The sequence below is a fragment of the Pseudomonas sp. LBUM1644 genome (assembly GCF_059716195.1).
The window spans coordinates 3,747,914-3,760,592 of record NZ_CP166812.1 but is presented as its reverse complement, the minus strand read 5'-3'; the positions used below and the strand labels follow the sequence as shown (position 1 = coordinate 3,760,592).

Sequence of the window (12,679 nt, the reverse complement as noted above, 5' to 3'; positions counted from 1 at the left end):
TGTGCTCAGGCTCGGTCTCCTCAGAAGATGTAATCGGTGGTCAGGAAACTCGAACTGCGTCCGCTGATAATCTCGCTGATCAATTCTTTGTTGGTCTCTTGGAACTTGGTCGCGACCAATGTCCTGATCGAAAACACCCGCAGCGCATCATGTACCGACAAAGTGCCTTCGGCGGAATTCTTGCGGCCATTGAACGGAAAGGTGTCCGGGCCGCGCTGGCATTGGGCGTTGAGGTTGATCCGACCGACCTGATTGGCGAAGGTGTCCACCAGCCGGCCGACCGCCACCGGGTTGGTGCCGAAGATACTCAACTGCTGGCCGAAGTCCGATTCCAGGACGTAATCGATCACCGTGTCCAGATGCCGGTACGGCACGATCGGGATGACCGGGCCGAACTGTTCTTCCTGATAAACGCGCATTTGCGGTGTCACCGGGTACAACACGGCGGGGTAGAAGAACGACGCACGGGCTTCACCGCCGTTGGGGTTTACCACGGTGGCACCTTTGCTGACTGCATCCGCGACCAACGAGTGCAGGTAGTCGACCTTGCCCGATTCCGGCAGCGGCGTCAGGGCCACGCCACTGTCCCACGGCATGCCCGGTTTCAGCGTGGCGAGTTTGGTGTTGAATTTCTCGATGAAGGCCTCGACCACGTCTTCATGGACGAAGAGGATTTTCAACGCGGTGCAGCGCTGGCCGTTGAACGACAACGAGCCGGTGAGCGCTTCACTGACCGCGTTATCCAGATCGACCTCCGGCAGCACGATGCCGGGGTTCTTTGCATCCAGCCCCAGTGCCGCACGCAAGCGGTGGGGTTTTGGATGGAGTTTTTTCAGGTCGCTGGCCGCTTTGTTGGTACCAATGAACGCAAAAATATCGATCTTGCCACTGGCCATCAGCGCGCTGACGGTCTCGCGGCCGCTGCCGTAAATGACGTTGATCACCCCGGCCGGGAAGCTGTCGCGGAAAGCCTCCAACAACGGACGAATCAACAGCACACCCAACTTGGCCGGCTTGAACACCACGGTGTTGCCCATGATCAGCGCCGGAATCAGCGTGGTGAAGGTTTCGTTCAGCGGGTAGTTGTAGGGTCCCATGCACAGTGCGACGCCCAGCGGCACGCGGCGGATCTGGCCGAGGGTGTCCTGTTCCAGTTCGAAGCGACTGGAGCGGCGATCGAGTTCCTTTAGGGCGTTGATGGTGTCGACGATGTAGTCGCAGGTGCGGTCGAACTCTTTTTCCGAGTCCTTGAGGTTCTTGCCGATTTCCCACATCAGCAGCTTGACCACCGCTTCGCGTTGTTCGCGCATGCGCCGCAGAAACGCTTCGACGTGCTGGATGCGCTCGGCCACGCGCAGGGTTGGCCATAGGCCCTGGCCCCGGTCATAGGCGCGGACGGCGGCGTCGAGGGCGGTCAATGCGGTGTCGGCATCGAGCAGCGGCGTGCTGCCGAGGATCACTTGTTCGTCACCCTTTTCGCCGGTCAGGTACACCGGGCTGCGGACTTGGGCGAGGGGGCCATTCCAGGTTTTCAGTTCGCCGTCGACCAGGTATTCACGCTGTTCGGTCGGGCCGTCGAGGCGGTATTTTTCAGGGATGCTGCTTGCGTCGGGAAACAGGTTGCCAAGGATATGTGCTGTGGTCATGTCGCTACTCCATGTGATGTAAGCCATGCGCTGGCGGCTTGCCATTCAGATTCACCTCAAAGGTTATACGCCTTATTGACCGGACTTTTTAAGTGCCCGCGGGTAAACTTCGCGCTCTTTATCAAGGAGTTCATATGAGTTACTACCAGCCGGGCATTCTCGCCACCCCCGTTCCGCCTCAAGCCCGTCATATGTTCTTCGCCCTCGAATCCGCCGCTGCTTTGCCGGCCGCGCTCGACAAATTGCAGGGGCTGGTGGACGGGAAGTCGGTGGTGGTCGGTTTCGGTGAATCCCTGGTTAAAGCCCTTCATGGTCAAATCGAAGGGCTGCGCGCCTTTCCGGCGCTGACCGGCGTTGGCGTCGACAACCCGTCGACCCAACACGCTCTGTGGTGCTGGTTGCACGGCGTTGACCGGGGCGAGTTGCTCAATCGTAGCAACGCCATCGAAGCCGCGCTGGCACCGGCCCTGCGCCTGGTGCAGATGAACGAAACTTTCCGCCACCTCACCGGCCACGACCTGACCGGTTACGAAGATGGCACTGAAAACCCGCACGACGAAGCTGCCGTGGCCGCTGCGTTGGTGGGTGAGGGCGCTGACGGTGTGGTCGGTGGCAGCTTCGCCGCGATCCAGCAGTGGCAGCACGACCTGAAGGGCTTCCACGGGATGCCCTCCCATGAGAAGGACAACATCATGGGCCGTCGCTTGAGCGATAACGAGGAGATCGACGACGCGCCGATCTCCGCCCACGTCAAACGCACCGCCCAGGAAAGTTTTGCTCCCGAAGCGTTCGTAGTCCGTCGTTCGATGCCGTGGATCGAAGGTGATCGCGCCGGGTTGATGTTCCTGGCCTTCGGTTTTTCCCTCGACGCGTTCGAAGCCCAACTGCGGCGTATGAGCGGTCTGGAAGACGGCATCACCGACGGTTTGTACCGCATCAGTCGCCCAATCACCGGTGGCTACTACTGGTGCCCGCCGCTCAAGGATGGGCGCCTGGACCTGCGGGCATTGCGCCTCGACTGAGTCGGCAGAAAGATCAAAAGATCGCAGCCTCCGGCAGCTCCTACAGGGGAATGCAATCTCATGTAGGAGCTGGCGCAGCCTGCGATCTTTTGATCTTCTAACCTTATGCTTAAACAATATTTCTCAACTCCCGCACCACATCTCTAAGATCACGTCATAACTCGTTATAACAAGTGATCTGCCATGACCGATAATGTTCTATCCCTGAGCAGTGTCCCGCTGCACACCCAGCTGCGGGATGTGCTCCGCGCCCGCATCCTGGACGGTGAATACCCGCAAGACAGCCAGATGCCCTCCGAAAGCGAGCTCTGCGCGTTGTTCAAAGTCAGCCGCATCACCGTGCGCCAGGCCCTTGGTGATCTGCAAAAAGAAGGGCTGATTTTCAAGATCCACGGCAAAGGCACGTTCGTCGCCAAGCCCAAGACTTTCCAGAACGTCAGCACCCTGCAAGGCCTTGCCGAGTCCATGACCGGTCGCGGCTATGAGGTGATCAACCGCCTGCGCAGCTTCAAGTTCATTGCCGCCGACAAGCTGGTCGCCGAGCGTTTGCAAGTGGCCGAAGGCGAAACCGTGGCGCAGATAAAGCGCGTTCGGCTGATTAATCGCGAACCGATTTCCCTGGAAATCACCTATTTGCCAAAAGCCATTGGCGAGCGTCTGGAGAAGGCTGACCTGGTCACTCGCGACATCTTCCTGATCCTCGAAAACGACTGCGGCCTGGCGCTCGGTCATGCCGACCTGGCCATCGACGCGGTGCTGGCCGACAGCGACCTGACCCAGGCGCTGAACGTTGAAGCCGGCTCGCCGATCATGCGCATCGAGCGCCTGACCCACGATGCCGATGGCCGCCCCGTGGACTTCGAACACCTTTACTACCGCGGCGATGCGTTCCAGTACCGCTTGCGGATCGACCGGCAAAAAGGGGATCAGGCATGACCCACAGCTCCAGAAACACCCTCGAACAGGAATACGACATCGTCGTGATCGGCGGCGGCACCGCAGGTCCCATGGCGGCGATCAAGGCCAAGGAGCGTAACCGCGATCTGCGCGTGTTGTTGATCGACAAGGCCAACGTCAAGCGCAGCGGTGCGATCAGCATGGGCATGGACGGCCTGAACAACGCGATCATCCCGGGCCACTCGACGCCGGAGCAGTACACCAAGGAAATCACCATCGCCAACGACGGCATCGTCAATCAGGCCGCGGTGTATGCCTACGCGACCCACAGCTTCGAAACGATCGAACAACTGGACCGCTGGGGCGTGAAGTTCGAGAAGGACGAGACCGGCGACTACGCGGTGAAGAAGGTTCACCACATGGGCGCCTACGTGCTGCCGATGCCGGAAGGGCACGACATCAAGAAAGTCCTGTACCGCCAATTGAAACGAGCGCGGGTCAGCATCACCAATCGCCTCGTTTGCACCCGTTTGCTGACGGACGAAGAGGGCGCGGTCAACGGCGTGATGGGTTTCGACTGCCGTACGACTGACTTCCATGTGATCAAGGCCAAAGCCGTGATCCTGTGCTGCGGCGCCGCCGGACGCCTGGGGCTGCCTTCCTCGGGTTACCTGATGGGCACCTACGAAAACCCGACCAACGCCGGCGACGGTTATGCCATGGCTTATCACGCGGGCGCCGAACTGGCGAACCTCGAATGCTTCCAGATCAACCCGTTGATCAAGGATTACAACGGCCCGGCCTGCGCCTACGTCACCGGCCCGTTGGGTGGCTACACGGCAAACAATAAAGGTGAGCGCTTCATCGAGTGCGACTACTGGAGTGGGCAGATGATGTGGGAGTTCCACCAGGAACTCGAAAGCGGCAACGGCCCGGTATTCCTCAAGCTCGATCACCTGGCCGAAGAAACCATCCAGAACATCGAGGAGATCCTGCACAGCAACGAACGCCCGAGTCGCGGCCAGTTCCACGCCAATCGCGGCACGGATTACCGCACGCAGATGGTCGAGATGCACATCTCGGAAATCGGTTTTTGCAGCGGGCATTCGGCATCGGGCGTGTGGGTCAACGAGAAAGCCGAAACCTCGGTCAAGGGGTTGTATTCGGCGGGAGACATGGCCGCCGTCCCACATAACTACATGTTGGGCGCGTTCACTTACGGTTGGTTTGCCGGCACCAACGCGGTGGATTTTGTCGCCGGGCGCGAGTTTTCAGAAGTCGATGCCAAGCAGATCGAAACGGAAAAACAAAGGGTCTACGCACCGCTGGATCGCGAACACGGTCTGCCTCCCGCGCAAGTCGAGTACAAACTGCGACGCTTCGTGAATGACTACCTGCAACCGCCGAAAGTGACCAAGAAGATGCAAATCGGCCTGCAACGCTTCAGCGATATCCAGCGCGACCTCGATCAGATCAAGGCCCACAACGCCCACGAACTGATGCGGGCCATGGAAGTCAGCATGATCCGCGACTGCGCCGAAATGGCCGCCCGCGCCTCGCTGTTCCGCGCCGAAAGTCGCTGGGGGCTTTACCACTATCGGGTCGATCACCCGCAACGCAACGACAGCGACTGGTTCTGCCATTGCCACCTGAAGAAAGGTGAAAACGGCTTGATGACCAGTTTCAAGAAAGCCGTCGAGCCTTACATCATCCCGCTCGATGCCGAAGAAATGCAGGCCTATGACCGGCTGCGCGTCGGTGCCTTTGCGGCCTGAGCATGACCCAACAGAGAGACCGCGAAATGGCTTATCAACCCCAGGAAATCTTCTTCCGTTCCAATGCCCCCGTCACGGTCGATGAGGACCTTTGCATCGCCCACAAAGGCTGCACCGTGTGCGTCGATGTGTGCCCAATGGACCTGCTGGCGATCAACCCGGCCACGCAAAAGGCCTACATGGCTTTCGACGAATGCTGGTACTGCATGCCCTGCGAAAAGGACTGCCCGACCGGGGCGGTGAAAGTCGAAATCCCCTACTTGCTCCGTTGAATGACAGGACGCCTTCGCGGGCAAGCCCGCTCCCACAGGGTTCTTTGGTGTTTTCACAATCTTAGGCACAACACAAATCACTGTGGGAGCGGGCTTGCCCGCGAAGAGGCCAGTAAGGACAACCCATAACGCCATCCGGCAACACCGGACGCGAGATTTAAACACCCCTCGTTTCCCACCGCGCCCTGATCGTGGCGGAGACGAACATCCTATGAATGATTCGAGGGGATTCACTATGTCTTTGCCAATATTGCTGCGTGCAGCATTTGCCGGTCTGGTACTGGCCTCATTCACCTTGTCGGCGCAAGCCGAAACCATCCGCATTGCCATCGGCACCCAGGACACCACCATCAACTGCGCCGCTGGCGGTCTGTTGATTCGCGAGCTGGGGCTGCTGGACAAATACCTGCCTCACGACGGCCCCTACAAAGACGCCAAATATGAAGTGCAATGGAAGAACTTCACCAGCGGTGCGCCCCTGACCAACGAGATGGTTGCCGGCAAACTCGACTTCGGCGCCATGGCCGACTTCCCCGGTGCATTCAACGGCGTGGCGTTCGAAACGGCGGGCAAGCACAGCCTGTTTATCAGCGTGCTTTCGGGCAGCATCAAGGGCAGTGGCAACGGTATCGTCGTGCCCAGCGCCTCGGGAGTGCAGTCGCTGGCCGAGTTGAAGGGCAAGACCATTTCCGTGCCGTTCGCCTCGACCGCCCATGGCATGTTGCTTCGCGCCGTCGCGGCTCAGGGCTGGGACCCACTCAAAGACGTGAACATTATTGCGCAGCCGCCGGAAGTCGCGGGTTCCGCGTTGCAGGCCGGGAAGATCGATGCCCACGCCGACTTCGTGCCGTTCGCCGAACTGTTCCCGAGCCGTGGTTTTGCTCGCAAGATCTATGACGGTTCCCAGGCCGATGCGCCGACTTTCCATGGCGCGCTGGTGGATCAGGCCTATGCGAAGAAGTACCCGGAAATAGTCGTCGCCTATTTGCGCGCCAGCATCGAAGCCAATCAGTTACTCGCTGCCGAGCCGGAGAAATACAGCGAGTTGATCGCCAAAGTTACCGGTGTCGATGCCGAGGTGAATTATCTGTTCCATGGCCCACTCGGCGTGCAGACCCGCGACCTGAGCTGGAAACCGGAATACCGCCAGGCCGTCGGCACCGCCATCGATACGCTCAAACTGTTGAAGAAGGCTGATCGCGGTCTCGATCTGGCGACCTTTATCGACGATCAATACATCCGCTCCGCATTCAAGGCCTCGAATATCGACTACACCGCGCAACTGGCCAACTACGGGCAGACGCCGTTGAAGGCCAATGATGCGGCGACTGGCAAAGCCATTACCGACGTCAGTCATGTCGCCGAGATCTGGGTGCGTGGCGAGCCGAAGGTCCGGCAGTACGCCTCGGCGGAGTCGGCGTTCACGGCATTGGCGAGCCTGAAGCAGGAAGGCAAGAACATCCGCGCGGTGTATGCCCAGGCCAGTGACAGCGGGATCAAGTTGCTGGCGGATCAGGCGTGGTTTGCCAGTGATGCCAAAGGGCGGCTCAGCGCGTTTCTGCTGAAAGGCCAGGCCCAGCAATTCGCCACGGCCCAGGGCGGAAAAGTCTTCGACTTCACCGACGCCACCACCCAGGCCGTTGCCGCCCGCTAACCCGGAAAACACGGCCCCCTGTAGGAGCTGCCGAAGGCTGCGATCTTTTGATCTTGATCTTCAACAGACTCGAAACCGCCAAAGGATCAAGATCAAAAGATCGCAGCCTTCGGCAGCTCCTACAGGTGATGTGTTCGCCATTGGAAGTTATGTATGTACCGATCATATTTGCGCTGGATTCCAAGAGCATCCTCGTTGCTGCTCTGCCTCCTGTTCTGGCAACTCGCCGCCAGTCACCACTGGAACCTCGGCCTGGTCACCTTCGCCAACGTGCCGACACCGTTGGCAGTGATTGAAGCGGCGTTGGGCCTCGGCGACTCCGGCAAACTTGCCCGGCACCTGAGCAGCAGCCTCAGCCGGGTCTTCGCCGGTTACCTCGCTGCACTGATCATCGGTATCGCCTTGGGCCTGGCGATCGGGCGCTCGAAATGGGCCGAAGACCTGCTGCTGCCGCCGCTGGAAGTCCTGCGTCCTATCCCGGCGGTAGCCTGGATTCCGCTGGCCATCCTGATGTTCCCATCGTCCGAACTGTCGATGGTCTTCATCACCTTCACCGGTGCATTGTTCCCGATCCTGCTCAACACCGTGCACGGTGTTGAAGGCGTTGACCCACGGCTGGTTGCCTCGGCGAAAAGCCTCGGCGCCGGACGTCGGGCGATTCTGCAGGAGGTGATCCTGCCGGGCGCCGCGCCGAGCATCATCACCGGCCTCGCCATCGGCATGGGCACTTCGTGGTTCTGCCTGGTGACCGCGGAAATGATCTCCGGCCAGTACGGCATCGGCTATTACACCTGGGAGTCCTACACCATTCAGAACTACGCCGACATCGTCGTCGGCATGTTGCTGATTGGTGTCCTCGGGATGGGCAGCAGCCTGCTGATCAAACGCCTCGGAGGGTTGTTCACCCCCTGGCATCGACCACGAGGAAAAACCTGATGAGCGTTTTTCAACACCCTGAAGGGCGAATCGATATTCACGGATTGTCGATCAGCCTGGGGCAGGGCAGCGCTGCTTTTGAGGCTTTACAAGCCCTGGAATGCCAAATCGAACCGGGGCAATTTGTGTGCATTCTCGGGCCTTCCGGTTGCGGTAAATCCACCTTGCTCGGCGCACTGGCCGGGCATCTGCAAACGACGACGGGAACACTGAAAGTCGACGGCGCTCAAGTCTCGGGCCCATCACCGCTGCGCGGCATGGTCTTCCAGCATCACACGCTGTTCCCTTGGCGCACCGTGCGCGACAACGTCGCCTTCGGCCTGAAAATGCGCGGCATCGGCAAAGCCGAACGGCACAACGCCGCCGACGAAATGCTCGCCCTGGTAGGCCTGGAAGGTTTTGCCGAACGCTGGCCCGATCAGCTCTCCGGCGGCATGCAGCAACGGGTGGAAATCGCCCGCGTGCTGATCAATCGCCCGCGCCTGTTATTGATGGACGAACCCTTCGGCGCCCTCGATGCCCTGACCCGATTGAACATGCAGGAGTTGCTGCTGGACATCTGGACGCGGATTCGCACCACCGTGGTGTTCGTCACCCACGACATCGACGAAGCGCTGTTTCTCGCCGACCGGTTACTGGTCATGAGTTCGCGCCCTGGCCGGATCATCGAAGACCTGCGCCTTGATTTCCCCCGGCCGCGTACCACCGAACTGGTGACAAGCCATGAGTTTTCGCGCCTGAAGCGGCATTGCCTCGAATTACTGCGTCACGAAGACGGTCGGCAGTTACCACGCCTGAACCCTCTCGGACTTCCCCCTGAAAACAAACTGCCGCGATTTGCCCTATGACCTCACTCTTTGATGTAACCGATAACGACGACATTCTTGCCTTGCAACCGCGCTTGACCGATGAAGATCCCGGGGTGCGCCGGATCGCCCTGATTGAATTAGCCGATCTTGAAGAGCCGGATGGCTTGCTGTGGCTGGTCGACAGGCTGACTCAGGATCCGACGGAAGAAGTTCGCGCCGAAGCCGCGCGGCTACTGGAGGCCTGGGAGGAAACGCCGGTGGTCGAAGCGTTGTGCCAGGCCCTGACCGATCCTTCATTGGCCGTGCAAGCCGCTGCCGCGCAAAGCCTCAGCCTGCTGAAAAGCGCAGGGGCGGGCCGGGTGATTCTGCCGTGGACCGGACATGCCGACAGCCGCGTACGCATCGCGGCGTTCAGGGCGTTGCGCGAGTTGCGTTTCCCCGATGCCGCCGCTGCCGCGACAGGGGCGTTGGATGACGAAGACGCCAACGTTCGCCGCGAAGCCGTCGGCGTCCTCGGCTGGCTCAAGCAACTGGAGGCGTTGCCAGCCTTGGCCCGATTGGCCAGTGACGACCCGGACACCGACGTTCGCCGCGCCGCCACCGGGGCGTTGGGCCTGGCGTCAGACGCACAGGTCCTGCCAGCCCTGCGCCAGGCGTTGCAGGACGACGCCTGGCAAGTCCGCGAAGAAGCCGCGACAACTCTGGGCAAGGTTGGACACACCGACGCCGGCCCGGCATTGATCGACGCGTTGGGCGACGATTACTGGCAGGTGCGTTTGCGCGCCACCCGCAGCCTCGGCCGCTTGCGGTATGCGCCGGCCCTGGAAGCACTGATCGAAACCCTCGGTCATCGCATCAGCAACCTGCGCAAGGAGGCCGCGCTGGCCCTTGGAGAACTTGACGATAAAGGCGCGATCGCCCCCTTGCAGGCTGCTCAAGACGATGGCGATCCGGAAGTGCGCAAAGCGGTGCGTATCGCGCTGAGTCAGTTGCAATGAATCCGCTGGCGGTGGGCAATTCCCAAGCCAAGCGGCAGCTACGATTGAATTGGCCGAACGGCCGCGAGCAATGGCTGGATCATGCCGAATTGCGCCGGCAGTGCCCGTGCTCGCAATGCCGGGCGTTTCGATTGCAGGGCCTGACGCCGTCGGTCGACCCCCGCATTCGAGTGACCGAACTCAATTCCCAAGGTTATGGCCTGCAGCTGGTGTTCAGCGACGGCCACAACCGCGGCATCTACCCCTGGCCCTACCTCTCCCATCTGATCTGACCTGAACTGAACCCTGTAGGAGCTGCCGAAGGCTGCGATCTTTTGATCTTGTTTTTGAACAGAAAAGTCAAAAGATCGCAGCGTCGTTTTACTTCCGTTTCCTGGTTGATGGCTTTTTCAGTTCGAACATCAGCACAGAGCGCCCGGTGACCTGATACTCATCTCCGAAGGAAAACGACTCACCAGGGTCTAACTCCGTCAGGTTGGTATCCAGTTGAAGAGCCCACTGTTTGCCCTGTGGCACTTCTGGCAGTTTGAAGCTCACCACATCATGGTGTGCGTTTACGATGATCAGAAGTGAATGATCGACACCTTCGCGGCGAATGCCGCTTGTTTGAGTACGACCATCCAGCAAGATACCCATGCAGCGGTTACTGCCATCCTGCCACTGCTCCATACCCATTTCTTCACCGCTTGGCTGGATCCAGCTAACGTCTTTGACGCCCAGGCTTTCGTCATACTCGCCTGTGAAAAAGCGGTTGCGACGAAGCAGGGGGTAGCGATTGCGCAACTCGATCAGGTACCTGACAAAGTCCTGCAGCTCGCTACTTTTTTCACTCACGTTCCAATCGACCCAGCCGATCTCACTGTCCTGACAGTAGGCATTGTTGCTACCGCCTTGAGTGCGGGCAAATTCGTCACCGGCCAGGAGCATCGGCGTCCCTTGGGATAGAAACAGCGTGGCAAGGAGGTTACGCATCTGCCGATAACGCAGCTCAAGAATGACGGGGTCTTCTGTTGGCCCCTCCACGCCGCAGTTCCACGACCTGTTATCAGAGTGGCCATCACGGTTGTCTTCGCCATTGGCCTCGTTGTGCTTCTCGTTGTAGGAGACGAGGTCATTCAGCGTGAAGCCGTCGTGTGCGGTGATGAAATTGACCGATGAAGCAGGCTTGCGACCACGCCGATTGAACTGGTCACCTGAGCCAAGAAAAATCTTCGCAAAGTCGCCCAGCATTTCATCGTCACCTTTCCAGAAGGCACGAGAGATGTCCCTGAACTTGTCGTTCCACTCCATCCAACCGGGTGGGAAGTTGCCCACTTGATAGCCCCCTGGGCCGCAGTCCCATGGTTCAGCGACAAGCTTCACCTTGGCCAGAACCGGATCTTGACGGCATGCATCAAGGAAGCCGCCGCCCTCGCTGAATCCGTGAGGTTCCCGACCGAGGATCGTAGCCAGGTCGAATCGGAACCCATCCACGCCCATCTCCGAACTCCAGTACCTCAAGGAGTCAGTCACCATTTGCAACACGCAAGGGTGGCTCATGTTGAGTGTGTTACCAGTACCCGTATCGTTGATGTAATAACGGGCATCGTCAGGCATCAAGCGGTAGTAGTTGGCGTTGTCGATACCTTTTAGCGATAGGGTCGGCCCCATCTCATTACCTTCGGCCGTGTGGTTGTAGACCACATCAAGAATCACCTCCAATCCCGCCTTATGGAAGCGCGAGACCATGACCTTGAACTCGCCGATGGACTGTCCGGCCATATATCGCGCATGTGGGGCAAAAAAGCCCAGTGTGTTGTAGCCCCAGAAGTTGCGCAGTCCTTTTTCCAGGAGGTGATTGTCATCCAGGAAATAATGCACTGGCATCAATTCCACCGATGTCACGCCAAGTGAGCGAATGTATTCCACCACATCGTATTGATGGAAGGCTGCAAAGGTGCCGCGTTCAGACTCCGATACCGCAGGATGGCGCATGGTAAAGCCGCGCACATGTGTCTCGTAAAAAACGGTATTTTCCCATGGCACATTGGGCTTTGTGGTACTGCCCCAAGTGAATGCCGGGTCGATTACTCTGCAGCGAGGCATGAAAGGCGCACTGTCCCGCTCATCAAAAGACAAATCGCCGTCTTCATGGCCGACGGTATAACCAAACAATGCGTCGTCCCATTGCAGCTCACCTGAGATCTGCTTGGCATAAGGGTCTATCAGCAATTTGTGGTGGTTGAAGCGATGACCATTTGCCGGGTCGTAGGGGCCGTGCACCCGATAGCCATAGAGTGTCCCAGGTCGCGCGTCGGGAAGGTAGCCATGCCAAATCTCGTTGGTAAATTCCGGTAGGGCAATGCGCTCAATTTCTTGCTGACCTTGCGCGTCGAACAGACACAGTTCGACCTTTGTGGCATTCGCAGAAAAAATTGCGAAGTTGACGCCCGAGCCGTCCCACGTCGCGCCTAATGGGTAAGGTAAGCCCTCGCTGACGCGGCTGGCGGGACGATCTTGGCTTGATGCACTGTCGCTCACTGGTTGATCAGTCATGATCAAGCACTCCGGAAGAAGATTTGGGATGGATGACCAACGCGGTCTATCGATAGAAGCTCACGTTGCGCAACAGTTCAGGATATTTGCGGCCATTCTGATGCGTGCCCACTGCGGCGCGTTTGAAGAAATGAT

At 59.2% G+C, this 12,679-nt stretch carries 11 protein-coding genes; 9 read left to right on the top strand and 2 right to left on the bottom strand.

The annotated features are described in order from the left end of the window. Nucleotides 1-20: 20 nt before the first annotated feature. The gene (locus ACA052_RS16905) at nucleotides 21-1,646 is read right to left on the bottom strand and encodes an NADP-dependent glyceraldehyde-3-phosphate dehydrogenase (RefSeq protein WP_497645888.1); all 1,626 of its coding nucleotides are present in this window, start codon (nucleotides 1,644-1,646) and stop codon (nucleotides 21-23) included. Between the two features lie 134 nt (nucleotides 1,647-1,780). On the opposite strand from ACA052_RS16905, the gene ACA052_RS16900 reads away from it, so the two are divergent. From ACA052_RS16900 to ACA052_RS16860, 9 genes are all read left to right on the top strand, one after another. Next, a complete protein-coding gene (locus ACA052_RS16900; RefSeq protein ID WP_497645887.1) occupies nucleotides 1,781-2,668 on the top strand; it encodes a Dyp-type peroxidase in 888 nt (295 codons plus the stop codon). Nucleotides 2,669-2,851: 183 nt separating this feature from the next. Continuing rightward, on the top strand, nucleotides 2,852-3,604 hold the full coding sequence (locus ACA052_RS16895; RefSeq protein ID WP_497645886.1) for a GntR family transcriptional regulator: 753 nt from the start codon (nucleotides 2,852-2,854) through the stop codon (nucleotides 3,602-3,604). After that, nucleotides 3,601-5,340 carry a fumarate reductase/succinate dehydrogenase flavoprotein subunit gene (locus ACA052_RS16890; RefSeq protein ID WP_497645885.1) on the top strand — a complete coding sequence of 580 codons (1,740 nt, stop codon included), beginning with the start codon at nucleotides 3,601-3,603 and terminating at the stop codon, nucleotides 5,338-5,340. The genes ACA052_RS16895 and ACA052_RS16890 overlap by 4 nt, the downstream gene beginning before the upstream one ends. A 26-nt stretch (nucleotides 5,341-5,366) precedes the next feature. Further along, nucleotides 5,367-5,612: a 4Fe-4S dicluster domain-containing protein gene (locus tag ACA052_RS16885; RefSeq protein ID WP_007946457.1), complete on the top strand. Its 246-nt coding sequence runs from the start codon at nucleotides 5,367-5,369 to the stop codon at nucleotides 5,610-5,612. Nucleotides 5,613-5,859: 247 nt separating this feature from the next. Then, complete coding sequence (locus tag ACA052_RS16880) at nucleotides 5,860-7,266, top strand: ABC transporter substrate-binding protein (RefSeq protein WP_497650345.1); 1,407 nt, start codon at nucleotides 5,860-5,862, stop codon at nucleotides 7,264-7,266. A 153-nt stretch (nucleotides 7,267-7,419) separates the two neighbouring features. Then, nucleotides 7,420-8,202, top strand: a complete 783-nt coding sequence (locus ACA052_RS16875) for an ABC transporter permease (RefSeq protein WP_497645884.1) — start codon at nucleotides 7,420-7,422, stop codon at nucleotides 8,200-8,202. Further along, complete coding sequence (locus tag ACA052_RS16870; RefSeq protein ID WP_497645883.1) at nucleotides 8,202-9,050, top strand: ABC transporter ATP-binding protein; 849 nt, start codon at nucleotides 8,202-8,204, stop codon at nucleotides 9,048-9,050. The genes ACA052_RS16875 and ACA052_RS16870 overlap by 1 nt, the downstream gene beginning before the upstream one ends. Further along, nucleotides 9,047-10,009 carry a HEAT repeat domain-containing protein gene (locus ACA052_RS16865; RefSeq protein WP_497645882.1) on the top strand — a complete coding sequence of 321 codons (963 nt, stop codon included), beginning with the start codon at nucleotides 9,047-9,049 and terminating at the stop codon, nucleotides 10,007-10,009. Before ACA052_RS16870 ends, ACA052_RS16865 begins: the two co-directional genes overlap by 4 nt. After that, the gene (locus tag ACA052_RS16860) at nucleotides 10,006-10,281 is read left to right on the top strand and encodes a DUF971 domain-containing protein (RefSeq protein WP_497645881.1); all 276 of its coding nucleotides are present in this window, start codon (nucleotides 10,006-10,008) and stop codon (nucleotides 10,279-10,281) included. The genes ACA052_RS16865 and ACA052_RS16860 overlap by 4 nt, the downstream gene beginning before the upstream one ends. 88 nt (nucleotides 10,282-10,369) lie before the next feature. On the opposite strand, the gene glgX is transcribed toward ACA052_RS16860, so the two are convergent. Further along, complete coding sequence (glgX, locus tag ACA052_RS16855; protein ID WP_497645880.1) at nucleotides 10,370-12,544, bottom strand: glycogen debranching protein GlgX; 2,175 nt, start codon at nucleotides 12,542-12,544, stop codon at nucleotides 10,370-10,372. Nucleotides 12,545-12,679: the final 135 nt, after the last annotated feature.